This is a genomic window from Paraburkholderia sp. BCC1884 (assembly GCF_900996225.1).
Classification (GTDB): domain Bacteria; phylum Pseudomonadota; class Gammaproteobacteria; order Burkholderiales; family Burkholderiaceae; genus Paraburkholderia.
Genome location: NZ_CAAJGL010000065.1, coordinates 1 through 25,719, shown reverse-complemented (window position 1 = coordinate 25,719; position 25,719 = coordinate 1). Strand labels below are relative to the sequence as shown.

At 62.4% G+C, this 25,719-nt stretch carries 20 protein-coding genes and 1 rRNA gene; 2 read left to right on the top strand and 19 right to left on the bottom strand.

Annotated features, from left to right (window positions below; genetic code table 11):
* Window positions 1-65: 65 nt before the first annotated feature.
* From ftsZ to coq7, 16 genes are all read right to left on the bottom strand, one after another.
* Window positions 66-1,268, bottom strand: a complete 1,203-nt coding sequence (gene ftsZ, locus FQ705_RS05840) for a cell division protein FtsZ (RefSeq protein ID WP_144138464.1) — start codon at window positions 1,266-1,268, stop codon at window positions 66-68.
* A gap of 120 nt (window positions 1,269-1,388) precedes the next feature.
* Window positions 1,389-2,621: a cell division protein FtsA gene (ftsA, locus tag FQ705_RS05835; protein ID WP_012434417.1), complete on the bottom strand. Its 1,233-nt coding sequence runs from the start codon at window positions 2,619-2,621 to the stop codon at window positions 1,389-1,391.
* 27 nt (window positions 2,622-2,648) lie between these two features.
* Window positions 2,649-3,401 (bottom strand): cell division protein FtsQ/DivIB, encoded by a 753-nt coding sequence (locus FQ705_RS05830; protein WP_144138463.1) that lies wholly within the window; start codon window positions 3,399-3,401, stop codon window positions 2,649-2,651.
* 24 nt (window positions 3,402-3,425) lie between these two features.
* Window positions 3,426-4,367, bottom strand: coding sequence for a D-alanine--D-alanine ligase (locus FQ705_RS05825; RefSeq protein ID WP_144138462.1), 942 nt, complete (start codon window positions 4,365-4,367; stop codon window positions 3,426-3,428).
* 5 nt (window positions 4,368-4,372) lie between these two features.
* Window positions 4,373-5,776 (bottom strand): UDP-N-acetylmuramate--L-alanine ligase, encoded by a 1,404-nt coding sequence (gene murC, locus FQ705_RS05820; protein WP_144138461.1) that lies wholly within the window; start codon window positions 5,774-5,776, stop codon window positions 4,373-4,375.
* Complete coding sequence (gene murG / locus FQ705_RS05815; protein WP_144138460.1) at window positions 5,773-6,891, bottom strand: undecaprenyldiphospho-muramoylpentapeptide beta-N-acetylglucosaminyltransferase; 1,119 nt, start codon at window positions 6,889-6,891, stop codon at window positions 5,773-5,775. The genes murC and murG overlap by 4 nt, the downstream gene beginning before the upstream one ends.
* Window positions 6,888-8,165: a putative lipid II flippase FtsW gene (gene ftsW, locus FQ705_RS05810; protein ID WP_144138459.1), complete on the bottom strand. Its 1,278-nt coding sequence runs from the start codon at window positions 8,163-8,165 to the stop codon at window positions 6,888-6,890. Before ftsW ends, murG begins: the two co-directional genes overlap by 4 nt.
* Complete coding sequence (murD, locus tag FQ705_RS05805; protein ID WP_144138458.1) at window positions 8,162-9,676, bottom strand: UDP-N-acetylmuramoyl-L-alanine--D-glutamate ligase; 1,515 nt, start codon at window positions 9,674-9,676, stop codon at window positions 8,162-8,164. The genes ftsW and murD overlap by 4 nt, the downstream gene beginning before the upstream one ends.
* A 23-nt stretch (window positions 9,677-9,699) precedes the next feature.
* Complete coding sequence (mraY, locus tag FQ705_RS05800) at window positions 9,700-10,869, bottom strand: phospho-N-acetylmuramoyl-pentapeptide-transferase (protein WP_144138457.1); 1,170 nt, start codon at window positions 10,867-10,869, stop codon at window positions 9,700-9,702.
* Between the two features lie 17 nt (window positions 10,870-10,886).
* Entirely contained in the window at window positions 10,887-12,299 is a 1,413-nt protein-coding gene (gene murF / locus FQ705_RS05795) for a UDP-N-acetylmuramoyl-tripeptide--D-alanyl-D-alanine ligase (protein WP_144138456.1), read from the bottom strand.
* A complete protein-coding gene (locus tag FQ705_RS05790; RefSeq protein WP_144138455.1) occupies window positions 12,296-13,843 on the bottom strand; it encodes a UDP-N-acetylmuramoyl-L-alanyl-D-glutamate--2,6-diaminopimelate ligase in 1,548 nt (515 codons plus the stop codon). The genes murF and FQ705_RS05790 overlap by 4 nt, the downstream gene beginning before the upstream one ends.
* Entirely contained in the window at window positions 13,840-15,705 is a 1,866-nt protein-coding gene (locus FQ705_RS05785; RefSeq protein ID WP_144138454.1) for a peptidoglycan D,D-transpeptidase FtsI family protein, read from the bottom strand. The genes FQ705_RS05790 and FQ705_RS05785 overlap by 4 nt, the downstream gene beginning before the upstream one ends.
* On the bottom strand, window positions 15,702-16,052 hold the full coding sequence (gene ftsL, locus FQ705_RS05780; protein ID WP_144138453.1) for a cell division protein FtsL: 351 nt from the start codon (window positions 16,050-16,052) through the stop codon (window positions 15,702-15,704). The genes FQ705_RS05785 and ftsL overlap by 4 nt, the downstream gene beginning before the upstream one ends.
* Window positions 16,049-17,002 carry a 16S rRNA (cytosine(1402)-N(4))-methyltransferase RsmH gene (gene rsmH, locus FQ705_RS05775; RefSeq protein ID WP_144138452.1) on the bottom strand — a complete coding sequence of 318 codons (954 nt, stop codon included), beginning with the start codon at window positions 17,000-17,002 and terminating at the stop codon, window positions 16,049-16,051. Before rsmH ends, ftsL begins: the two co-directional genes overlap by 4 nt.
* 15 nt (window positions 17,003-17,017) lie before the next feature.
* Window positions 17,018-17,446 (bottom strand): division/cell wall cluster transcriptional repressor MraZ, encoded by a 429-nt coding sequence (gene mraZ, locus FQ705_RS05770; protein ID WP_025647927.1) that lies wholly within the window; start codon window positions 17,444-17,446, stop codon window positions 17,018-17,020.
* A gap of 431 nt (window positions 17,447-17,877) precedes the next feature.
* Window positions 17,878-18,516 (bottom strand): 2-polyprenyl-3-methyl-6-methoxy-1,4-benzoquinone monooxygenase, encoded by a 639-nt coding sequence (coq7, locus tag FQ705_RS05765; RefSeq protein ID WP_144138451.1) that lies wholly within the window; start codon window positions 18,514-18,516, stop codon window positions 17,878-17,880.
* Between the two features lie 302 nt (window positions 18,517-18,818).
* Between coq7 and FQ705_RS05760 the strand changes: the two genes are divergently transcribed.
* Window positions 18,819-20,015: a porin gene (locus FQ705_RS05760; protein ID WP_144138450.1), complete on the top strand. Its 1,197-nt coding sequence runs from the start codon at window positions 18,819-18,821 to the stop codon at window positions 20,013-20,015.
* A 129-nt stretch (window positions 20,016-20,144) separates the two neighbouring features.
* Here FQ705_RS05760 and FQ705_RS05755 read toward each other — a convergent pair whose 3' ends face one another.
* Window positions 20,145-21,818 carry a long-chain fatty acid--CoA ligase gene (locus tag FQ705_RS05755; protein WP_144138449.1) on the bottom strand — a complete coding sequence of 558 codons (1,674 nt, stop codon included), beginning with the start codon at window positions 21,816-21,818 and terminating at the stop codon, window positions 20,145-20,147.
* A 148-nt stretch (window positions 21,819-21,966) separates the two neighbouring features.
* Window positions 21,967-24,045, bottom strand: a complete 2,079-nt coding sequence (locus tag FQ705_RS05750) for a molybdopterin-dependent oxidoreductase (protein WP_144138448.1) — start codon at window positions 24,043-24,045, stop codon at window positions 21,967-21,969.
* 176 nt (window positions 24,046-24,221) lie between these two features.
* Here FQ705_RS05750 and FQ705_RS05745 point away from each other — a divergent pair, with 176 nt between their 5' ends.
* The gene (locus tag FQ705_RS05745) at window positions 24,222-25,418 is read left to right on the top strand and encodes a M20 aminoacylase family protein (protein ID WP_144138447.1); all 1,197 of its coding nucleotides are present in this window, start codon (window positions 24,222-24,224) and stop codon (window positions 25,416-25,418) included.
* Between the two features lie 189 nt (window positions 25,419-25,607).
* Here FQ705_RS05745 and rrf read toward each other — a convergent pair.
* A 5S ribosomal RNA gene (rrf, locus tag FQ705_RS05740) occupies window positions 25,608-25,719 on the bottom strand.

Below are 25,719 nucleotides of genomic sequence, written 5' to 3'. Positions count from 1 at the left end.
CACGCTCGTGCATTCGTCCGCCAACGCTTCCTGAGAAGCGCGGCAACGAAAGCCTGCTTGCGCGCTCAGTCCGCCTGCTTGCGCAGGAACGCCGGAATGTCGTACGTGTCGACGCCCTTTTCCTGCAGCGCCTGCACATGCGAAGCCGCCGTGTCGCGCGACGTGCGCCACACAGCCGGCGTATCCAGCGCGCCGTAATCGGCCGTGCTCGCGTGCGACACCGACGGTGCGTACGCTGCGTGACCCATCGAGCTGATCGGCTGGTTGTCGGTGCCGGTGCGCAGCAGCGTCATCGGTGCCGATTGCTGCTTCTTCGCCGCACGGCCCAGACCCGTTGCCACGACCGTCACGCGCAGGGCGTCGCCCATTGCATCGTCGTACACCGCGCCGAAGATCACCGTTGCGTCTTCTGCTGCATAGCTCTTGATGGTGTTCATCACTTCGCGCGTTTCCGACAGACGCAGCGAACGGCTCGACGTGATGTTGACCAGCACGCCACGCGCGCCCGACAGATCCACCCCTTCCAGCAGCGGGCTGGCCACAGCCTGCTCGGCCGCCAGACGTGCGCGATCGACGCCGGCAACCGTCGCCGTGCCCATCATCGCCTTGCCCTGCTCGCCCATCACCGTCTTCACGTCTTCGAAGTCGACGTTCACCAGACCGTCGACGTTGATGATTTCCGCGATGCCGGCAACTGCGTTGTTCAGAACGTCGTCTGCGCACTGGAAGCACTTGTCCATCTCGGCGTCATCGCCCATCACCTCGAACAGCTTGTCGTTCAGAACGACGATCAGCGAGTCGACGTGATCCTCCAGTTGCTGCGAACCAGCTTCTGCCACACGCATGCGCTTGCCGCCTTCGAACTCGAACGGCTTGCTGACTACACCAACGGTCAAGATACCCATTTCCTTGGCGATCTGCGCGACCACGGGCGCTGCGCCCGTACCCGTGCCGCCGCCCATACCGGCCGTGATGAAGACCATGTGCGCGCCGCGCAGTGCGTCGGCGATGCGCTCACGGGCTTCTTCCGCAGCGGCGCGGCCCATTTCCGGCTTGGCGCCGGCGCCCAAACCCGTGTTGCCCAACTGGATCACCGCGGTGGCGCGCGAACGCGACAGAGCCTGCGCGTCCGTGTTCATCACGATGAAGTCGACGCCTTGCACGCCCTTGTTGATCATGTGCTGCACAGCATTACCACCAGCGCCACCTACTCCGACCACCTTGATGATGGTGCCGTTCGTTTCGGTTTCCAGCATTTGGAAATCCATGATGCCTCCGTCAAGATAAAAAGTTACAGCCACTCGGCCGTTATTCGGCAGGAGATCGGGCAACCCCCTGTCGCGCGCCAGCCGCCGGCACCAGCGCGAATTTGCTTTAAAGCGAATGCGTTAAAAGTTACCGAGGAACCAGTCCTTCATGCGCGTGAACACTTGTCCCATCGAGCCCGACTGCACCGCGACCTTGCGGCCGCGCATGCGTTGCGAGCGTCCTTCGACGAGCAAGCCCATCGCGGTCGAGTAGCGCGGATTGCGCACCACATCGGCGAGACCGCCCGCGTATTCCGGCACGCCAATGCGCACCGGCTTCAGGAAAATGTCCTCACCGAGCTCGACCATACCGAGCATCATCGACGCGCCGCCGGTCAGCACCACGCCGGAGCTCAGCAGTTCCTCGTAACCCGACTCGCGCACCACCTGCTGCACGAGCGAAAACAGTTCTTCGACACGCGGCTCGACCACCGCCGCCAGCGCCTGGCGCGACAGCGTGCGCGGGCCGCGCTCGCCGAGACCCGGCACTTCGATCATTTCGTCCGGATCGGCCAAAGCCTGTTTGGCGATGCCGTAATCCACCTTGATGTCTTCCGCGTCCGGCGTCGGCGTGCGCAGCGCCATCGCGATGTCGCTCGTGATCTGATCGCCGGCAATCGGAATCACCGCCGTATGACGGATCGCGCCTTCGCTGAAAATCGCGATGTCCGTCGTGCCGCCGCCGATATCGACCAGCACCACGCCGAGTTCTTTTTCGTCTTCCGTCAGCACCGCGAGCGACGACGCCAGCGGCTGCAGAATCAGATCGTTCACTTCGAGCCCGCAACGGCGCACGCACTTGACGATGTTCTGCGCCGCGCTCACCGCGCCGGTGACGATATGCACCTTCACTTCGAGGCGAATACCGCTCATGCCGATCGGCTCGCGCACATCTTCCTGACCGTCGATGATGAATTCCTGCGTCAGGATATGCAGCACCTGCTGATCGGTCGGGATGTTGATCGCCTTGGCCGTCTCGATCACGCGCGCCACATCGGCCTGCGTGACTTCCTTCTCCTTGATCGCCACCATGCCGCTCGAATTGAAGCTGCGGATATGGCTGCCGGCGATCCCGGTGAAAACATTGGTGATCTTGCAATCGGCCATCAGCTCGGCTTCTTCGAGCGCGCGCTGAATGGACTGCACGGTGGCTTCGATATTCACCACCACGCCTTTCTTGAGCCCCTTCGATTCGCTCTGGCCGAGGCCGATCACCTCGTAGTGACCCTCGCCCTTCAACTCGGCGACGATGGCCACCACCTTCGACGTCCCAATGTCGAGGGCGACCAGCAGATCTTTATAGTCTTTACTCATAGCGTGCTCATTGCGTGTGATGTCCGTTTACTTCTTGCCTTTGTCGGGTTCGCTGATGAAGCGCATGCCAGCGGCACGAATCGCGAAACCGTTCGGATAGCGCAAGTCCGCATACTCGATATCCTTTCCCCACCGTTGCGTCACCGCGTTCCACGCCGCCGTCAGACGCTTGCTCCGGTCCAGAAGCGTGTCCTGATTGCGTTCGCGTCCAAGTTCCACCTGCGTGCCGTTCGACAGCTTCACCGTCCACGCGTAGCGCGCCGACAGTGTCACCTCTTCAGGCGTCGCGCCCAACGGCGCAAACCATTTCTGGAAGTCGTGATACCGCGCGACGACTTCCTTTGCCGTGCCGTCCGGTCCGTCGAACGCCGGCAGATCCTCTTCGAGCTCACCCTGGTTCGCAGTGAACAGATCGCCGTCCACGCTCACCAGCTGATCGCTGCCCCACGTTCCCAGCGGTTTGTACTCCTCCAGCGTGACAGCCAGCGCATTCGGCCAGACCCGCCGCACGCTTGCGTGACGCACCCACGGCATCTGCTCGAAGGCCGTACGCGCCACGTCGAGATCCACCGTGAAAAAGTTGCCCTTCAAGCGTCCCACTACGCCGGCGCGCACCGTCGGCGAATTGATGTGCTCCGTATCGCCGTCGATCTGAATTTCGCGCAGCGTGAAATTCGGACGCTGGATCATCCAGTAACCGCCTGCCGCCAGCAGCACGAGCACCAGCAACGCATGCAATGCGTTGGCGGCGAAATTGAGCTGGCGAACGTTGTTCCACATGGTGTTGCTTTCGGGTCGCCCCGGTTAGTCCTTCAACGTCAGCGCCAACACGCTGACAACCAGATCCTGATAGCTGATGCCCACCGCACGCGCCGCTTTCGGCGGCAGCGAGTGATCGGTCATGCCAGGCGCGGTGTTCACTTCCAGGAAATACGGGTTGCCCTCGGCGTCCATCATGAAATCGGCACGGCCCCAGTCGGTGCAGCCGAGCACGTCGAACGCACGGCGCGCCAACACCTTCAGACGCGCTTCTTCTTCCGCTGCGAGACCGCACGGGATCAGGTACTGCGTGTCGTTGGCGATGTACTTCGCGTGATAGTCGTAGAACTCGCCGGCCGGCACGATACGGATCACCGGCAGATCGAGATTGCCGGCGATGCACGCGGTGTACTCGCCGCCGCCTTCGATGCTCTTCTCGACCACCACGATCCTGTCGTACTTGACCGCTTCGATCAGCGCTGCCGGCAATGCGTCGGCGCTCTTGACCTTGATCACGGCAACGCTCGAACCTTCGCTCGCCGGTTTCACGAAGAGCGGCAAGCAGAGCTTCGCGACGATGTCTTTCGCGCGCGCTTCGTAGTCGTCGCCGCGCAGCACGGTTTCGAACGGCGGCGTCGGAATCCCGAGTTGCTGCCACACGAGCTTGGTGCGGAATTTGTCCAGACCGAGCGCCGAGCCGAGCACGCCGCTGCCGTTGTACTTGATGCCGTAAAAGTCGAGCGCGCCCTGAATCTGGCCGTTCTCACCGTAGCCGCCGTGCAGCGCGATGAACGCGCGCTCGAAGCCCTGCTCTTTCAGCTCGGCAAGCGGACGCTCGGACGGGTCGAACGGATGCGCGTCGATACCGGCGTCGCGCAGCCCTTGCAGCACGAGGCGGCCGGAGGTCAGCGACACTTCCCGCTCAGCGGACACACCGCCGAGCAGGACTGCCACTTTGCCGAATTGTTTCGGATCGATACTGCTCATCTCAGTCACACCTTCATTTCCTGGGCGAGGCGAACCGGCACGCCGCCGATCGAACCTGCGCCCATCGTGATCACCACGTCGCCGTCGCGCACCACTGCTGCGAGCGCGTCCGGCACTTCATCCACCGTATCGACAAACACCGGCTCGACCTTGCCCGCCACGCGCAGCGCGCGCGCCAGGGCACGGCCGTCCGCGGCGACGATCGGCGCTTCACCGGCCGAATAGACTTCGGTCAGGACGAGCGCGTCGACAGTCGACAGCACTTTCACAAAATCTTCGAAGCAATCGCGCGTGCGCGTGAAGCGGTGCGGCTGGAATGCCAGCACCAGACGACGGCCGGGGAACGCACCGCGTGCCGCCGCCACCGTCGCCGCCATCTCGACCGGATGGTGGCCGTAGTCGTCGACCAGCGTGTAGGCGCCGGCCGCCTGACCTTCGGTCACGACCGGCACTTCGCCGTAGCGCTGGAAGCGTCGGCCTACGCCGTTGAAATCCGCGAGTGCTCGCTGGATATCGGCATCTTTCACCTCAAGTTCAGTCGCAATTGCGATTGCGGCCAACGCGTTCTGCACATTGTGTTCACCCGGCAGGTTCAAAACGATGTCGAGCGGTGCCGCGTCTTCACGCATCGCCGTGAAATGCATCTTGCCGTCGCGCGCCTGGACGTTGACCGCGCGCACCTGCGCATCGGGCGCCAGACCGTAGCGGATGATCGGCTTCGAGACGAACGGCAGGATCTCCTTCACGTTCGGATCGTCGACGCACAGCACCGCGATGCCGTAGAACGGCAGGCGATGCGTGAACTCGATGAACGCCTGCTTGAGCCGCGCGAAGTCGTGGCCGTAGGTGTCCATGTGATCGGCGTCGATGTTCGTAATGACTTCGATTACCGGGAACAGATTCAGGAACGACGCGTCCGACTCGTCCGCTTCCGCGACGATGAAGTCGCCCGTGCCCAGACGCGCATTCGCGCCCGCGCTGATCAAGCGGCCGCCGATCACGAAAGTCGGATCGAGCCCACCCGCGGCCAGCACGCTCGCCACCAGCGAGGTGGTGGTGGTCTTGCCATGCGTGCCGGCAATCGCGATGCCCTGCTTCAGGCGCATCAGTTCCGCGAGCATCACCGCGCGCGGCACGATCGGAATGCGGCGCTGACGCGCGGCCAGCACTTCCGGGTTGTCGCTACGCACTGCCGTCGAGACGACCACGGCGTTCGCGCCTTCGATGTTCTCCGCCGCGTGACCGATCGAGACCCGCGCGCCGAGGTTGGCCAGACGATCGGTGACTGCGTTGCTCGACAGATCCGAGCCGCTCACCTGATAGCCGAGGTTGACCAGCACCTCCGCGATGCCGCTCATGCCGACACCGCCGATGCCGACAAAGTGAATATGTTTGACGATGTGTTTCATTGCTTTCCTTCTGGGCTCGCGCCCGAAATCGAACCCGCCACAGTCGCGCAAATCTGCGCGACCTGCTCCGTGGCGTCGGGTTTCGCGAGCGAGCGCGAACGCTCTGCCATCTCTGCGAGGGTCGCTCGCGTCTGGCTGCGCAACCAGCCGGCGAGTTTTTCCGCCGACAGGTCACGTTGCTGCACGACCAGCGCCGCGCCGTTTTCGGCGAGGAACGCTGCATTAGTTGTTTGATGATCGTCTACTGCATAGGGAAACGGCACGAAGTACGCCGCCACCCCAACTGCCGAAATCTCCGACACCGTCATCGCACCCGAGCGGCAGATCACCAGATCCGCGTTCGCGTAGGCGCTCGTCATGTCGTCGATGAACGGCACGAGTTCGACGTCGGCACCACTTTGCAAACCTGCTGCCGCGTAGTTCTCACGCAGCGCTTCGATATGCTTTGCGCCCGCCTGATGCACGATGCGCGGCCGCTCGCTCGGCGCGAGCAAGGCCACCGCGCGCGGCACCACTTCGTTCAACGCCGCCGCACCCAGGCTACCACCTACCACCAGCACATTCAACGGACCGCTGCGTTGTGCGTAGCGTGCTTTGGGTGCCAATGCGTGCGCAAGTTCCTCACGAATGGGATTTCCCGTCCATTCGCCGTGCGGCAATGCATTCGGAAATGCCACCAGCACGCGCTTCGCGACTTTCGCCAGCACCTTGTTGGCGAGACCGGCAATCGAATTCTGTTCATGCAGCACCAGCGGACGGCCGCTCAGCGCCGTCATCAAGCCAGCGGGAAACGTGATGTAGCCGCCCATGCCGAGCACGACGTCCGGCTTCACACGACGCAGTACCGAAAGACTCTGCGTGCAGGCGCGCAGCAGATTCACCGGCAGCATCAGCTTGGTCTTGAGACCCTTGCCGCGCAGTCCGCCAAAGCGCACGTATTCCATCGGGATGCCGTGCTTGGGCACCAGCGTCGCTTCCATCCCTGCGGGATTGCCGAGCCAGACCACCTTCCAGCCCCACGCCTGCATCAGATGAGCGACCGCGAGGCCCGGGAACACATGTCCCCCGGTGCCACCGGCCATCACCATCAGCGTGCGTTGTGGCACAGCGGTCATACCTTGCCCCCGCGCATGAGCACCCGATTTTCGTAATCCACGCGCATCAACACGGCGATCGCCACGCAGTTCAGCAAGATGCCCGAGCCGCCGTAACTGACGAGCGGCAAGGTCAGCCCTTTGGTCGGCAGCAAGCCGAGGTTCACGCCCATGTTGATGAAGGTCTGCGCGCCGAACCAGATGCCGATGCCCTTCGCGACCAGACCCGCGAACGTGCGGTCGAGCGCGAGCGCCTGACGGCCGATCTCGAACGAGCGGCGCACGATCCAGTAGAACATCAGGATCACCACCAGCACGCCGACAAAACCGAGTTCTTCTCCGATCACCGCGAGGATGAAGTCGGTATGCGCTTCCGGCAGATAGTTGAGCTTTTCGACGCTGCCGCCGAGGCCCACGCCGAACCATTCGCCGCGGCCGAAGGCGATCAGCGAGTGCGTCAATTGATAGGCCTTGCCCTGCGCGTAGCGGTCGTCCCACGGATCGAGGTAAGCGAAGATCCGCTCGCGACGCCACGGCGATGCCCACACCAGCAACGTGAACGTGCCCACCGCCGTGGCGACGAGGCCGCCGAACAGCTTGCCGTTCACGCCGCCCAGAAACAGCACGCCCATCGCGATCGCGGCGATCACCATGAACGCGCCCATGTCCGGCTCCAGCAGCAGTAACGCGCCGACGAGACCCACCGCGACGGCCATCGGCAGAAAGCCTTTGGCGAAGCTGTGCATGTATTCCTGCTTGCGCACCGTGTAGTTGGCCGCGTAGATCGTCACCGCGAGCTTCATGATTTCCGACGGCTGCATGTTCGTGATGCCGAGCGGAATCCAGCGACGCGCGCCGTTCACGCCCTTGCCGATGTGCGGAATCAGCACGACCACCAGCGCGGCGAGCGAGATCAGAAACAGCTTCGGCGCGTACTTGTCCCACGTCGCGATCGGAATGCGGAACGCAACGACGCCGATTACCGAGCCCATGATCACGAAAATGAGCTGGCGCACGAGGAACGCGTAGTCGCGGTACGACGCGTACTTCGGCGAATCCGGCATGGCGATCGAGGCTGAATACACCATCACGACACCGAGGCCCAGCAGCGCGACGACCACCCACAGCAGCGAGTGATCGTAGTCGAGCATGCGCGAGCGCAGCGGACGCACGCCGTTGACGGCGCTCGCAAGACCACTGCCGCCCGTGCGGCCACCGACGCGAGCCGCACCGCCGGCGCTACCTGCGTCGCCGGCCGCAGCCTGACGCGTACCGAAACGTTCCGACCAGCTCATATCATCGTCCCCCGTTCGGCCGCGATGTCTTCTACCGTGCCGCGAAACACCTCGGCACGATGCACGTAACCCTTGAACATGTCGAAGCTCGCGCAAGCGGGCGACAACAGCACGGCGTCGCCCGGTTGAGCCAACGCGGTCGCGGCGCGGGTCGCTTCTTCGAGCGTGGCGTGATCCGTCATCGCGATGCCGGTGTGGTCCAGCGCGGCGCGAATCAGCGGTGCGTCCCGGCCGATCAGCATCACGGCACGGCACCAGCGCATCACCGGCGGGGCGAGCGGTTCGAAAGCCTGGCCTTTGCCGTCGCCGCCGGCGATCAGCACGACGCGCTGCGCCAGGCCGTCGAGTGCGGCCACGGTTGCACCGACATTGGTGCCCTTGCTGTCGTCCACGTAATCGATGCCCTCGATCGACGCGATCAATTCCACGCGATGCGGCTCGCCACGGTATTCACGCAGACCGTGCAGCAGCGGTGCGCCCGGCAGGCCGATCGCGCGCGTGAGCGCATAGGCTGCGAGCGCGTTCGCGGCGTTGTGCAAACCGCGGATGCGCAGCGCGTCCGCGGGCATCAGGCGCTTCAAGGCAATGTTCGGCGGCGTCACGACTTCGTTCTTGCGACGGCGCTTGGGCACCGGTTCGTCGCTCGCGTCACGGTCGTGCGCTTCGACGAGCCACACCATGGCGTTGTCGCGCAGCAAACCGTAGTCGCCGACGTTCTTCGGCTCGGTAACGCCGAACGTCACCATGTCCGCTTCACTGTCGCCAGAAGGCGCGAGCGCCATCACGCGTGAGTCGTCGCGGTTCAGCACGCGCACGGTCTGTGTACCGAAGATGCGGCCCTTCGCGGCAGCGTAGGCGTCGAGGCCGCCGTGCCAGTCCAGATGATCCTGCGTGATGTTGAGCACGGCCGCCGCGTCCGGCTCGAACGTGTGTGCGGTTTCGAGTTGGAAGCTGGACAGTTCCAGCACCCACACATCAGGCAGCGCGGTGTTGTCGATCGCTTCGCTGAGCTTGTCGAGCAGTGCCGGGCTGATGTTGCCCGCCACCGCGACCTTCTTGCCGGCGCGTTCGCACAGCAGACCGGTCAGGCTCGTCGTGGTGGTCTTGCCGTTGGTGCCCGTGATCGCGATCACCTTCGGCGCGTAACCGCTCTCACCGAGCGTCTTCAGCGCTTGCGAAAACAGTTCGAGTTCGCCCCAGACCGGAATGCCCTGCTCGCGCGCGGCGGTGATCAGCGGCAGCAGATCGGCGGCGAGCGGCGACAAACCGGGGCTGATCGCCACCAGTTCGACGCCGTCGAGCAGCATTGGCGAGAACGGGCCGCCGACGAAATCGGCATCGACGCTGTGTGCTTCCAGCGCAGACAGGTTCGGCGGCACCTCGCGCGTATCGGCCACACGCAGCCGACAGCCGTGCCGCGCGCACCAGCGCGCCATCGCGAGACCGGATTCACCCAGTCCCAGCACGAGCACCATCGGCTTTTGCCGATCCCGAAACTTCTCGCCGAACATCGCCTGCTTCCCCTAATACCTGCTTAACGCAACTTGAGCGTGGACAAACCAAAGAGACACAACATCAGCGTGATGATCCAGAAACGCACGACCACCTGCGTCTCCTTCCAACCCGACAATTCGAAATGGTGATGCAGCGGCGCCATCTTGAAGAGACGCCGCCCTTCGCCAAAACGGCGCTTGGTGAATTTGAACCACGTGACCTGCAGCATCACCGAAAGCGTCTCGGCGACGAAAATCCCGCCCATGATGAAGAGCACGATCTCCTGACGCACGATCACCGCCACCGTGCCGAGCGCGCCACCGAGCGCGAGCGCGCCGACGTCGCCCATGAACATCTGCGCCGGGTGCGTGTTGAACCAGAGGAACGCGAGCCCTGCCCCGCCCATCGCCGAACAGAAAATCAGCAACTCACCGGCGCCCGCGATGTGCGGAAACAGCAGGTATTTCGAATAGACCGAGCTGCCCATCACATACGCGAACACACCGAGCGACGCACCGACCAATACGACCGGCATGATCACGAGGCCGTCGAGACCGTCGGTGAGATTGACCGCGTTGCTCGCACCGACGATCACCAGATACGTCAGCACGATGAAGCCCCACACGCCGAGCGGATAGCTGATCGACTTCACGAACGGCAGCATCAGGTCGGCGCGCGCCGGCAAACCGAGCGACAGGCCGCTACGCACCCACGCCATGAACAGATCGAACACGCGCACGTTGCTCGCTTCCGACACGCTGAACGCGAGATACACCGCAGCAAAGAGGCCGATCACCGACTGCCAGAAATACTTTTCGCGCGACGACATGCCGCGCGGATCTTTGTGGACGACCTTGCGGTAATCGTCGACCCAGCCGATCACGCCGAAGCCGAACGTCACCAGCATCACGATCCAGATGAAACGATTGGTCAGATCGGCCCACAGCAGCGTCGCCACCGCGATACCGAGCAGAATCAGCACGCCGCCCATGGTCGGCGTACCCGACTTGATAAGGTGCGATTGCGGACCGTCTTTACGGACAGCCTGGCCGACCTTCATCGCGGTCAGCTTGCGAATCACCGCCGGGCCGCAGACGAGCCCGATCAGCAGCGCGGTGATGGTCGCCATCACCGCACGAAAAGTCAGATAACTGAACACGCGCAAGAAGCTTGCGTCATTCTGCAGCCATTGCGCCAGCGCCAGTAGCATGCTTCGGTCCTTCTATTTCAATGTGCAGCGGGCGTCGAGCCCGCTGCGTTGGGTTGTGGACTCGTCACGGCGTCCACCACGCGCTCCATTTGCATGAAGCGCGAGCCTTTCACGAGAAGCGTTGCAGCGGCACCGAAACCGGCCTGCTGCAATTGCGCGACCAACGTACCGACGTCGGCCACGTGATGCGCATCGGCGCCGTACGCGGTGCAGGCGTCGCGCGAGGCGTCGCCCATGGCGTAAAGCGCGTCGATGCCGCGTTCTTTGGCGTAAGCACCGATCTCGCGGTGAAACGCCGGACCGTTGTCGCCGACTTCGCCCATGTCGCCCATCACCAGCACGCGCGGCGACGCGCACGAAGCGAGCACGTCGATCGCGGCGCGCATCGAATCGGGATTGGCGTTGTAGGTGTCGTCGATCACGGTCGCGCCGGCGAGCGTGCCGAGCGCGGCCTGCTTCACTTGCAGGCGGCCCTTCACGGCGCCGAACGACTCAAGACCGCGCTTGATCGCGTCGAGCGACACGCCCGCAGCCAAAGCGGCGGAGGTGGCGGCGAGCGCGTTGTGCGCGTTGTGGTCGCCGAGCACTTGCAGCGTGACGTCGAGCGAGCCTGCAGGCGTGGTGATGCTCAGTTGCTTGCCGTCGAACGTGCCTTTGACTGCCGCTTCGGTCGAACGGCCATCGTTGTTTAGTGCGAAATCGACGATGCGATTGCCCGTGGCGGCGACGCGCCAGATGCTCGCGTAGGCATCGTCGGCCGGGAACACGGCAACGCCTTCCGGCGACAGCGCGTGAATCACGCTCGCATGTTCGAGTGCGACCGCTTCCACGGTCGCCATGAATTCCTGATGCTCGCGCTGCGCGTTGTTCACCACGGCGACGGTCGGCTCGGCGATTTTCGCCAGCAACGAAGTCTCGCCCGGATGGTTCATGCCGAGTTCGACCACCGCGAGTTGGTGCGCGGCGTGCAGACGGAACAGCGTGAGCGGCAAGCCGATGTCGTTGTTGAAGTTGCCCGCAGTCGCAAGACGCGCCGGTTCGCCAGCCGCAGCGGCGAAGATCGACGCGATCATTTCCTTGACCGTGGTCTTGCCGTTGCTGCCCGTGACGGCGACGAGCGGCATGCTGAACTTGCGACGCCAGCCGCGCGCAAGCGCGCCCAGGCCGACGCGCGTGTCACGCACTTGCAAGGACGGCACGTTCCAGTCAGCGGGCATGCGCGAGACCAGCGCTGCCGTGACGTTGCGTGCCGCGACTTCCGGCAGGAAGTCGTGCGCGTCGAAACGGTCACCTTTGATCGCGACGAACAGATCGCCGGGACCGGCGCTGCGGCTATCGGTCGAGACGCGGTCGAACGTGACGCTAGCGTCGCCAATCACGGTGGCGCCGGGAATCAGCGCGGCGGCTTCATGCAGCGAAAACATGCTCATTCGCCACCTCCGCGTGCATGCGTCGCGCGCGCGGCCAGCGCGAGGCGGGCGTGATCCTGATCGGAGAAAGCGCGTTTCTTACCCATGATTTCCTGTGTTGCTTCGTGCCCCTTGCCGGCCAGCACGATGACGTCTTCGCGCGCGGCGCTGCGGATCGCCTGCAGGATCGCGCTCGCGCGGTCCTCGACACGGCGCGCTTTGGACGCGTCTGTCATCCCCCTGGCGATCTGCTCGATGATCGATTGCGGGTCTTCGCTACGCGGGTTGTCGCTCGTGACGACGACGCCGTCGGCGAGCTTCTCGGCAATCGCGCCCATCAGCGGACGCTTGGTCGCGTCGCGGTCGCCGCCACAGCCGAACATGCAGATGAGTTCGCCGCCGCGTGCGGCCGCCATCGGGCGCAGCGCTTCGAGCGTCTTTTCCAGTGCGTCCGGTGTGTGCGCGTAATCGATCACGACGAGCGGTTCGTCGTTCTGCAAACGTCCGCCCAGGCGCTGCATGCGGCCATTCACCGGTTCGAGCTTCGCCAGTTCGGCAAGCGCGGCTTCGAACGGCACGTCGGCGGCGAGCAGCGCACCGAGTACCCCGAGCAGGTTGCTGACATTGAACGCGCCGAGCGTTTGCACTTCGACGTCGGCGCTGCCCCAGTCGGACGTGGTCAGATGGAACGCCGTGCCGGTGGCGGTGGCGCGCACGTTCGAGGCGAGCAGCAACGCGTCGGCTTGCGGTGCGTCTTGCAGGGTGTCGTCAAGACCGTAGGCGATCGTGCGGGCGTGACCTTGCGTGCTGGCAAGCAGACGGCGGCCAGCCGCATCGTCGCGGTTGATCACCGCCGCGCGCAGGTCCGGCCACGCGAACAGCCGCGCCTTGGCCGCTTCGTACGCCTCGAAGGTGCCGTGATAATCCAGATGGTCTTGCGTGAGATTCGTGAACACGGCGATGTCGAACGCCGTGCCGTTCACGCGGCCTTGATGCAACGCATGCGACGACACTTCCATCGCCACCGCCTGCGCCCCCGCGTCGCGCAGTTGCGCGAGGCTGCGTTGCAGTTGCGGCGCATCGGGCGTCGTGAAGCCGGTGTGCACCAGCTGACCGGGCAAGCCCGTGCCCAGCGTGCCGATGATCGCGCAACGCGTGCCGAGCGCCGTCAACGCCGCCGAAATCCACTGGCTGCAGGAAGTCTTGCCGTTGGTACCGGTGATGCCGATCGTCAGCATGGCGTCGCTCGGATCCATGTACCAGCCGCTCGCGATCGAGCCCGCGAGTTCGTTCAACGCCGGCACGGCCAGCATCGTGGACGGATCGATTGCGCCGCCGAAACCTTCGGGCTGCACCAGCGCGGCAACCGCGCCACGTTCGAGCGCGCCGTCGATATACGGGCGGTTGTCCGCGCCGTCCACCGCGTAGGCGAAAAACGCGTCGCCGGCTACGAGCGAGCGCGTGTCGGCGTGCAGATGCGCGCCTGGCTGCACGTGAGCGTGCAGCCAGTTGAGGGCGTCGGCGATCGACCGGTGCGCGGGGTGCCGGGTGCGCAACGCGCTCATCGCAGCACTCCCGGATGGCTCTTCGCGTTGGCCGAAATCGTCATCTTCTTCGCGCCGGCGCTCGTGGAAAGCTTCTTGGCCGTGGCAGGCGTGGCCGGCGCAGTCGGCGCGGGCGGCGCCGAATCGTCCGACACCACCATCTGCTTGACCGGCATATCCGGCGGCACGTTCAGCGAACGCAGCGTATCCCCGACGATCGCCGAGAACACCGGCCCCGACACCTGACCGCCGAAGTGGCTGCCGGCAGTCGGTTCGTCGACCGACACAGCGACGACGATGCGCGGATTCGGCATCGGCGCCATGCCGACAAACGAAGCGCGATACTTGGAGTGGTCGTAACCATGAGCGCCGTGCTTATACGCCGTACCGCTCTTGCCGCCGACGCGGTAACCCGGCACCGCTGCATCCGGCGACGTACCGCCCGGCGCCGTCACGGTTTCGAGCATGGCGCGCACTTCGCGAGCAGTGGTGGGTGCAAAGATTTGCGGGCCCGTGGCCGGCTGATCGCCAGGCGTGCGGAAAATCGACACCGGCATGATCTCGCCGTCGTGGGCGATTGCTGTGTAAGCGCGGCCGAGCTGGAACAGCGACACCGACAGGCCATAGCCATACGACATGGTCGCCTGCTCGATGCGGCGCCAGCTTCTCCACGGACGCAGACGGCCCGCCGCCGCGCCCGGGAAGCCGACCTTCGGCGCCTGGCCGAGACCGATGCTGGTGTACATGTTCCACATCTCTTCGGGCTTGAGCTGCATGGCGATCTTGGTCGCGCCGATGTTGCTCGACTTCTGGATCACGCCACCCACCGTCAACACGCCGAATCCGCTGTCGTCGGTAATCGGCGCGCCGTCGAGCACGAAGCGGCCGCTCCCCGTATCTACCAGTGTAGTCGGCGTGACGCGGTGCAGATCGAGGGCGAGCGAGATCGTGAACGGCTTCATGATCGAGCCCGGCTCGAACGTGTCGGTCAGGATGCGGTTGCGCAGTTGATCGCCGGTCAGGTGCGAACGGTCGTTCGGGTTGTACGTGGGGTAATTGACGAGCGCCAGCACTTCGCCGGTCCGTACGTCGATCACCATCGCCGCGCCGGCCTTGGCCTTGAATTTCTCGACGGCCGCCTTCAGGTTGGTATAGGCGATGTACTGGATCTTGCTGTCGATCGACAGGTCCACGTCCTGGCCATTGTGCGGCACGACCTGCTCGTCCACATCTTCGATGATGTGACCCATGCGGTCCTTGATCACGCGGCGGCTGCCCGACATGCCGGCGAGCAACTTCTGGTCGCCGAGTTCGACGCCTTCCTGACCTTCGTCTTCTACATTAGTAAAGCCGATCAGGTGAGCCGTGATCTCGCCTTCCGGATAGAAGCGCTTGTACTCGTCGCGCGCGTAGATGCCGGGGATGTCCAGCGCCGCGACTTTTTCCGCGACGTCCACCGGCACCTGACGCTTCACGTAGACGAAGTTCTTGTCTTCCGACAGCTTGGCGCGCAGTTCCTTGTTGCTCATGCCGAGCAGTTGCCCGAGCGAATTCAGCTTTTCGGCGCCGAGGTCGTCCGGCACCGATTCGGGAATCGCCCAGATGGCGCGCACCGGCAGGCTGGTTGCGAGCACGAGACCGTTACGGTCGAGAATCTTGCCGCGCGTGGCCTGCAATTCGAGGCGGCGCTGATAGCGGATTTCGCCTTGCTTCTGATAGAACGCGTTGCCCGGACCCTGAATCCAGAAGGCCCGCCCCGCCAGCGCGAGAAACGCCATGAACAACATGAACACGACGAGTTTCGAACGCCACATCGGCAGACGCACCGACAGGATCGGATTGGCCGAGAAGGCGACGCTCTTGCGAGTCGACGATTTTTTCATCGCGTGGCTCCGCGACGGTTCGCGACCGGTGCCGAAGCCGGACCGGACGTGGGAATCGGCGCGTCCTCAGCCTTGACGGCGCCCGGGTCGAGCGTCAGGTACTGGGTGCGTCCGGTCGTGACCGATTGCATCTTCAGCGAATCCGTGGCGATCTGCTCGATACGCGAGGTTTTCGACAGCGCGCTCTGCTGATATTGAAGCTGCGAATAATCCTGCTGCAGTTGGTGCTCCTGCGATTGAGCGCGCTGCAACTGGATAAAGATCTGCCGCTGCTGATTGGTCGCGTTGACGACAGACAAAGCGCAACCCATCACGATCATCAGCAGGAAGATATTGAGGCGATTCATGGTGCGATTCGCTCCGCCACGCGCATCACGGCAGAACGGGCGCGCGGGTTGGCGGCGACTTCAGCGTCGCTCGCGAACACACGGCCGATGATTTTGAGCGGGGGGCTCGGCAGATCGACGGCGCGAATCGGCAGACGGCGATCCACCTGAGGCGTACTTGCGTGCGCCTGCATGAATCGTTTGACGATCCGGTCCTCGAGCGAATGAAAGCTGATGACCACCAGCCGCCCCCCTTGCTCCAACAGCGACAACGCTGCTTCTAAAACGACTTGCAGCTCCGCAAGCTCTTGATTGATGTGAATCCGTATAGCTTGAAAGGTGCGGGTTGCCGGATCCTTGCCCTTCTCACGGGTCTTGACGACGTTAGCCACGATTTGGGCAAGCTCGCCCGTGCTGACGAGAGGCCCAAGACGGTCGGACTCTGCCCGGCGAGCAACAAGCGCCTTTGCAATCTGAAAAGCAAACCGTTCTTCCCCATAATCTCTGATCACCTCCGTCAGTTCCTGCACCGTGGCCCGCGCCAGCCAGTCAGCGGCAGACTCGCCGCGCGTCGGGTCCATCCGCATGTCGAGTGGGCCGTCCGCGCGGAAGCTGAAGCCCCGCTCGGGATCGTCGACTTGCGGCGACGACACGCCCAGATCCAGCAATACGCCCGACACCCGCCCTACTCCGCGCTCCGCAATCGCGTCGCGCAGTGAAGCAAAACTCTCGTGCACGATGCCAAAGCGCGGATCCGTGATCTGCTGCGCCGTGGCGATGGCCAGCGGGTCTTTGTCGAACGCGATGAGGCGCCCCGACTCGGCCAGCTTCTCCAACACCAGACGGCTGTGACCACCGCGCCCGAACGTGCCGTCCACATAAACGCCGTCCGCGCGATTGACCAGCGCGTTGACCGCTTCATCCAGCAGCACCGTGCGATGCTGCAATTCATTTCCCATCGCCGGTGCCATATATGTAAGCCGCGATCAGAACGTGAAATTCTTTAACGCTTCGGGCATGCCCTCGGCGATCGCCGCCTGTTCCTTCGCGGCGTAAATTTGTGCGTCCCACAACTCGAAGTGACGACCCATACCGAGCAGGTTCACTTCTTTTTCCAGCGATCCAGCCGCGCGCAATTCCGGCGACACGAGCACGCGTCCTGCGCCGTCCATATCGACGTCCATTGCATTGCCGAGAAAAATGCGCTTCCACCAGGCTGCGTTCATGGGCAGCTTGTCGACCTTGTCGCGGAAGATCTCCCATTCCGGGCGCGGAAAGAGCAACAGGCAGCCGTCCGGGTGCTTGGTGATCGTCACCCGGCCCTCTGCCTGTGTTTGCAGCGCATCCCGATAGCGAGAGGGAATCGACATCCGCCCTTTCGCATCGAGCGTCAGCGCCGACGCCCCTTGGAACACTTTGATCTCCCCTATGTCGACCAGAGTTAGCGCCTCAGCGCTGACTCCGGTCCCATGCCCGATTCGTGAAAATCTACCCGAAACCGCTTGTGAGATCACACAAAAATACACTTTCTCACACTGTCTCCCACTTTAGAGTAACGCTAAACAGGGGTCAAGGGAGATACAAGCTTTTCGAGCGAATTTTGTTTGTTAGAACAAGGACTTAGCGTGACTCCTTCACGTCAGACATAAAACGGAAAACCGTTATAAATGAATGAGCTAGTGCAACTTGTGAAGGTGATACGTGAAAAGTACGAGGGAAAGGCGCGGAATGTAAGCGATCGTCAGGCGGGATTGGGCGGGGTCAGGTGGCGTTGCAGACACTTTTGGAAGACGGCGCGCGTGGCGCCGTCCCACTTTCGGTCGATGCTTGCGCGGAGCGCGCGGACTTATATGTAATAGGCGGTGCGGGTCATGACTTTCGACACTGCGCGCATCAGCGCACGCACGGGGAAAGGCAAGTCGATGCCGCCGGCGTCGATCGCCGCCTTGCCGTGCTCAGCTTCGTCGACACGCATCTGCTCGACGATCGCACGCGACTCGTGGTCCGCGGCGGGCAGTTGCTCCAGATGGCTATCGAGATGCTGCTCCACCTGACGCTCCGTTTCGGCCATGAAGCCGAGACTCACGCGATCGCCCATGCGCCCCGCAGCGAGTCCGATAGCCAGCGCGCCGGTGTACCACAGCGGGTTCAGCAGACTCGGACGCGAGTCGAGTGCTTCGAGTCGCTTCGCGGTCCACGCAAGATGGTCCTCTTCCTCAATAGCCGCGTGATTGAAAACCGCGCGCAAGGACGCCGAGCGCGTGGCGAGTTTTTGCGCCTGATACAACGCCTGGGCGCACACCTCACCGACATGATTGACGCGCATCAGACCTGCCGCATGCGCACGCTCCGCCGGTGAGAGTTCAGGGGCGTCCGCCATCACCGTGGATTCTTGCGGAACCGGCAACGGACGACTCATCCGCGACACGCCGGTCATTGAGCGTAAACCCCGATCAAACTCGCTAATCAACTCGTCCAGAAACATTCAGCACTCCCTTGTTCAACTACCGAGCCGCTGAGTCGACAGGTCCGCTCGACAAGGCTTTGCGGGGCAAAACCGGCTTTGCGAGCACCTTCGATCGGCATAATTTAAGCGGCTAATTTTCGATTTTAGACCATGTTGCGTAAACGAAACAGGACGCTTCCTGGGCGTCTCCTTTTCCTTTGTGCCATGTATGCCTTTTGTTACATTACGTGCAACTTCTCGCGAAGTTGGACAAGCAAGGCCTCAACGCTAGATAAATATTCGCCTTGTACAAAAGATTCGTAATCCTTGGAGATCATTCGATGAAAAAGTCGCTTCTCGCTCTCGCAGCACTGGGCGCATTCGCAGGCGTGGCACATGCGCAGAGCAGCGTGACCCTGTACGGTATCATTGACGAAGGCTTCAACATCAACACCAATGCAGGTGGTTCGCACCTGTACAACCTGTCCAGCGGCGTTCTGCAAGGCTCGCGTTTCGGTATGCGCGGCACGGAAGATCTGGGCGGCGGTCTGAAGGCAATCTTCGTGTTGGAAAACGGCTTTGACGTGAACAACGGCAAGCTGGGTCAAGGCGGCCTGATGTTCGGTCGTCAAGCTTACGTTGGTCTGTCGAGCCAATTCGGTACGGTCGCGCTGGGTCGTCAATACGACTCCGTGGTCGACTACGTGGGTCCGCTGGAAGTGGGCGATCAGTGGGGCGGCTACATCGCTGCTCACCCGGGCGACATCGACAACTTCAACAACACGTACCGCACCAACAACACGGTCAAGTACACGAGCGCAAACTACAACGGCCTGACGTTCGGCGGCACGTATAGCCTGGGTGGCATTGCAGGCAACGTCACGCAGAACCAGATCTGGTCGTTGGGCGCTGGCTACAACAACGGTCCTCTCGTTCTCGGCGTCGGTTACTTGAACGCACGTACGGCAGGCGCTTCGGGCGGCCTGTTCAACGACGGCGGCACGATCGCAACGAACACGGCCAAGACGGCTACCGCTGCTGCTAGCTACGCAGTCACGTCGCCGGTGTACGCTGGCTTCGCGTCGGCTAACACGTACCAGGTTATCGGTGCAGGCGGTGCTTACACGTTCGGCGCAGCAACGATCGGTGCAACGTACTCGAACATCCGCTTTGGCAACCTGGGCGCGACTTTCGCATCGCCGTACAAGGGTCAGTCGGCTACGTTCAACAACGGCGAACTCAACTTCAAGTATCAGTTGACCCCGGCACTGCTGATCGGCGCAGCGTATGACTACACGCGCGGCGCAGACATCGCCGGCGCATCGCGCGCTCAGTACCACCAAGGCGCGATCGGCGTGGACTACTTCCTGTCGAAGCGTACCGACGTGTACGTGACGGGTGTGTACCAACACGCTCTGGGCGATACGCTGTCGTCTACGGGCGGTGTGCAAGCCGCTACGGCAAGCATCAACGGTATTACGCCGTCGCAGAACCAGAACCAGCTCACGGCTCGCATCGGTATCCGTCACAAGTTCTAATAAGTCGTAATAAAGCAGCATGCCTCAAAGGCGCCTTCGGGCGCCTTTTTTTATGGCGTGACGGCGCAAAGAAAAAGGCCCGGCAGACTGTCTCGTCTGCCGGGCCTTTTGCGGTTTCTCGCTCGGTGCTTACGCCCGGCCGTCGCGCAACTCGCGGCGCAGAATCTTGCCGACATTGCTCTTGGGCAACTCCGTGCGGAACTCGACGATCTTCGGACGCTTGTAGCCAGTCAACTGCAGCTTGCAGTACGCGAAGATGTCGGCGTCGGTCAGCGCCTGATCCTTCTTCACGACGAACAGCTTCACCGCTTCACCCGAATGCTGGTCCGGCACACCGACCGCGGCAACTTCGAACACGCCCGGCAGCTTGGCGACCACGTCCTCGATTTCGTTCGGATAGACGTTGAAACCCGAAACCAGAATCATGTCCTTCTTGCGGTCGACGATCTTCACGAAGCCGTTCTCGTTCATGATGCCGACATCGCCCGACTTGAAGAAACCGTCGGGGGTCATCACCTTCGCCGTCTCGTCCGGACGGTTCCAGTATCCCGCCATCACCTGCGGGCCGCGGATGCAGATTTCGCCCGGCTGACCGAGCGGCACTTCGTTGTTCTCGTCGTCGCGAATCGAAATTTCCGTGGACGGCAGCGGCAAGCCGATCGTGCCGCTGTATTCGGTGACCGTAACCGGATTGCAGGTCACGCACGGCGAGGTTTCGGACAAACCGTATCCTTCGACGATCGGCGTGTGCGTCTTCTCGTACCAGCGCTTGGCGACGGCCTCCTGCACCGCCATGCCGCCGCCGTTCGCGGTGAGCAGCTTCGAGAAATCGAGCTTGTCGAAGTCCGGGCTGTTCAGCATTGCGTTATAGAGTGTGTTGACGGCTGGAATCGTGGTGATCTGATAACCCTGCAAGGCCTTGATCATGCCGGGAATGTCGCGCGGATTGGGAATCAGCACACCGAGGCCGCCGGTTCTGATCGTCAGCAGGCCACATACGGTCATCGCAAACACGTGATAGAGCGGCAGCGCAACGACCGTGATGAACTGGTCGATATCCTTACGGTTGGCGCGAACCGGATCGAGCCAGACCTCCGACTGCAGCACGTTGGCGATCAGGTTCCGATGCAACAGTGTCGCGCCCTTCGCCACGCCGGTCGTACCACCGGTGTACTGGAGGAAGGCGACGTCGTCAGGACCTTGCTGGACTGCCTTGAACGTCTGATGCGCGCCTTGCGATATTGCGTCGTTGAACTTGATGTGTCCCGGCAGACTCCATGCCGGCACCATCTTCTTCACCTTGCGCACGACGAAGTTCACCAGCGTGCCCTTGACTCCCATCAAATCGCCCATGGCCGCGACCACGATGTGCTTGACTGCCGTGTTGCGCACGATTGCCTGCAGCGTGACGGCGAAATTCTCGAGCAGGATGATCGCTTCGGCGCCGCTGTCTTTGAGTTGGTGCTCGAGCTCTCGCGGCGTGTAGAGCGGATTCACGTTCACGACCACATAACCCGCGCGCAGGATGGCGGCGACTGCCACCGGATATTGCAACACGTTTGGCATCATGATCGCGATGCGTGCGCCGCGTGCGATGCCCTTCGACTGGAACCACGCGGCGAGCTTGCGCGAAAGCGCGTCGAGTTCGCCGTAGCTGATTTCCTTGCCCATGCAGACGAAAGCCGGCTTGGCGCGATGCTCGCGAAAGGCCTCTTCGAGCAGTTCGGCGACCGATGAATAGCGGGTCGCGTCAATCTCTGCGGGAACGCCGGGCGGATAAGATTTCAGCCAGAGTTTGTCCATGCAGCGTCTCCTCCTTTATTTTCGAATGGTCGTGCTAAAAACGAATCGTAGCATGGGCGCCTCAGTGCTATTCGCCAAATACGGGCAGGTTAGACTGCGGCCTCGAACCTGTCAGGAACGAAAGCCGCGCGGGATTGGGGAGATTGCTTCAGGCGCGCTCGACTTCGACGAGGCAATCGTAGAAGGTCGCTGAACCGCCCAGATCGGTGAGCGCCTGGCTGGTGACCTGGTTGGCGTTGCGGCCGTCGGGCGCGAGCTTCTTCCACCAGATCGACAGGCCGACGACCAGGCCTTCGCGAGCTTTGTCGGTGACGCGGGCGCGAGCTTGCATCGAGCCACGATCGTTGAAAATACGCACCTGGTCGCCTTCCGCGATGTTGCGCGGCGCGGCGTCGGTGGGATGAATGTCGAGGTGCGGCTCACCTTCGGTCGAGCGCAGGCTTTCGATATTCACGAAGGTGCTATTCAGGAAGTTACGCGCAGGTGGCGAGATCATCGCGAGCGGGTAACGGGCGGCGAGCTCAGGCGCGCCGTCGGCCGACTCGTAAGGCGGCAAGTAATCCGGCAACGGGTCGAGTCCCAGTTGCGCCAGACGCTCGCTGTAAAACTCGCACTTGCCCGAGGGCGTGCGGAATCCACCTTCGGCAAATGGCGCATCAGGGATGGCCAGCTTGACCCAGCCAACCTTTTTAAGCTCTTCCCAATCGACACCCGCGAGCGCCTTGTCCTCCCAACGAAACGCGTTCCGGGCCACCGTTTCATCGCTTTCGAACAGCGCCGGCTCTTCGAGCTCCATACGACGCGCGATGCCGCGAAAGATATCTGTGTTGGAAAGCGCTTCGCCGACCGGTTTGATCGCCGGCAGGTTGGCCATCACGTCCGTGTGGCCGTACGACTTGTGCACGTCGAGATGCTCGAGTTGGGTCGTTGCGGGCAGCAGGAGATCGGCGTAGTCGGCCGTGTCGGTCTGAAAGTGTTCCAGCACGATGGTGAAGAGGTCTTCGCGCGCGAAGCCCGCCGCAACTCGCTCCGAATCCGGCGCGACCGCTACTGGATTCGAGTTGTAGACGACGATCGCCTCGATTTTTGGGCCGAACGTGGCGTTGCCCTTATGCAGCAATGCGTCGCCGATTGCGTTCATGTTGATCACGCGGGTTGGCTTCGACGGCCAGCCCGGCATCAGGTCGGGGCGTTGCAAGGCGTGCGTGTCGACGGGCGCCCAGCCACCGGATGACAGCAGCGCACCTCCAGCGCGTTCGCGCCACGCGCCCGTCAGCGACGGCAGACAGGCGATCGCGCGCACGGCATTGCCGCCGCCGCGCACGCGCTGCAACCCGTAGTTCGTGCGAATCGCGGCTTTCTTCGTGCTACCGTAAAGCCGTGCAAGATCGACGATTACCTGTTCATCTACCCCGCAAATCACCGCAACACGCGACGGCGGATACTCGAGCGCGCGAGCTCTCAGTTCGTCGAAACCCAGCGTATGTGCGGCGATGTAAGCGTGGTCGAGAATGTTCTCAGCGATCAGCACATTCATCATGCCGAGTGCCAGCGCGCCGTCCGTGCCTGGTTTTAGCGCAATGTGCTGGTGACATTTTTCCGCCGTCAGCGAACGATAAGGATCGATCGCGATCAGGCGCGCGCCGCGACGTTTGGCCTCCTGAGCTCGCGTCCAGAAGTGCAGATTCGACGCAATAGGATTCGAACCCCAGATCAAGATGACCTCGCTCTCGGCGAAAAACTCGGTGAGCATGCCGAGACTTGCGCCGTAGGTGTACTTCAATCCAGCGGCACCGGCCGCTGCGCAAATCGTCCGGTCGAGCTGGGACGCGCCGATCTTATGGAAAAACCGCTGTGCAATGCTGTCTCCCTGTACCAATCCCATCGTGCCGGCGTAGCTGTATGGCAGGATGGCCTCCGGTGTGCGACTGGCGATCGCCGACAGACGGGCGGCGGCAAGCTGAAATGCTTCGTCCCAGCTGATCGGTGCAAAACGGCCTTCGCCTTTAGGGCCGATGCGTTTCATTGGCGTCGTCAGGCGCTGCGGGTGGTGAACGCGCTCCGCGTAGCGTGTAACTTTGGCGCACAGCGCACCTTGCGTCGGTGGATGATCGGGGTCGCCGACGACCTTGATCGCGCGACCATCCACGACGGTCACGCGCATCGCGCAGGTGTCGGGGCAGTCGTGTGGGCAAACGGCGCGGGCGAATTCGGTCGGGGCGTTCATCGGTGATGCGTCCTGGTGAGCGGCGAGGTAATCCCCAATTTTACGTCCACTGACTCGCGGCTCCATGGTGCCGCCAAAATTGCCTTGAGCGTAGAATCGTTTATCACCGTGCCCGGGCGATGGTTGCCCCGAGCGATTCCACGCAAGCAAAAGCACAAGCGCATCATCACTCCATCATGAAACTGATCCCCGAAATTCAGGCCGCTCGCGGCGAAATCCAGACCCTTCGACGAACGATCCACGCTCATCCCGAACTGCGCTATGAAGAGACGGCAACGGCAGATCTGGTGGCGAAAACACTCGAATCCTGGGGCATTGAAACGCACCGAGGCCTAGGCAAAACCGGCGTAGTCGGCGTACTCAAGCGAGGCAACAGTTCGCGCGCCATCGGACTGCGCGCCGACATGGACGCGTTGCCGATTCAAGAGTTGAATAGCTTCGATCATCGTTCGAAAAACGACGGAAAGATGCACGCTTGTGGCCACGACGGGCATACGGCGATGCTGCTTGGCGCCGCTCGTCATCTGGTCAAGCACGGAGAATTTGACGGCACGATCGTGTTCATTTTCCAGCCGGCCGAAGAAGGTGGCGCGGGCGCTCAGGCGATGATCGACGACGGTTTATTCGTGAAATTTCCGGTCGATGCGGTGTTCGGGATCCACAACTGGCCGGGCATGCCGGCGGGACATTTCGGCGTGACCGAAGGTCCAATCATGGCATCAAGCAACGAATTTCGCATTGAAATCAAGGGCGTGGGATCGCACGCCGCGCTACCTCATAACGGTCGCGATCCAGTATTCACAGCAGTTCAGATCGCCAATGGATTGCAGGGGATCATCACGCGAAACAAGAAACCATTGGACACCGCGGTGTTGTCGATCACCCAGTTTCATGCGGGCGATGCACTGAATGTCGTACCGAACGATGCATGGATCGCCGGGACGGTCCGGACGTTCACGACAGAAACACTCGATCTGATTGAAACGCGTATGCGCAAAATCGCAACCAGCACCGCTGATGCCTACGATTGCACGGTGAATATCCATTTCCACCGAAACTATCCGCCGACCATCAACAGCGCTGAAGAGGCACGCTTTGCGGCTACCGTGATGAAAGAGATTGTGGGCGCGGAGAATGTCGACGACGCTGTCGAACCGACGATGGGCGCGGAGGATTTCTCCTTCATGTTGTTGGCCAAACCGGGTTGTTATGCATTTTTGGGCAACGGCGACGGTGGCCATCGAGACTCGGGGCATGGTGCCGGCCCATGCATGCTGCACAACGCGAGCTATGACTTCAACGATGAGTTGCTGCCGATCGGCTCAACTTATTGGGTGCGCTTAGCGCAGCGATTTCTAGCGTTGGAGAAGTAGAGCGGGTGCGGGATCTCGGGACGACGGCTTTTCCCGGTCGATTGTCCCGTGGAGATTTCGGCTTTGAGGCGCGTAGGATGTGGACGATGGAGTAAGCAAGAAGCGTGGGTTACACGCTGGGATGTAGTGTGGCTGTTAAACGCAAAAACCCCACCTTGAAGGGGTGGGGTTTGTGCTTGCTGCTTGGGAGCCTGACGATTACCTACTTTCACACGGGAATCCGCACTATCATCGGCGTGGAGTCGTTTCACGGTCCTGTTCGGGATGGGAAGGGGTGGTACCGACTCGCTATGGTCATCAG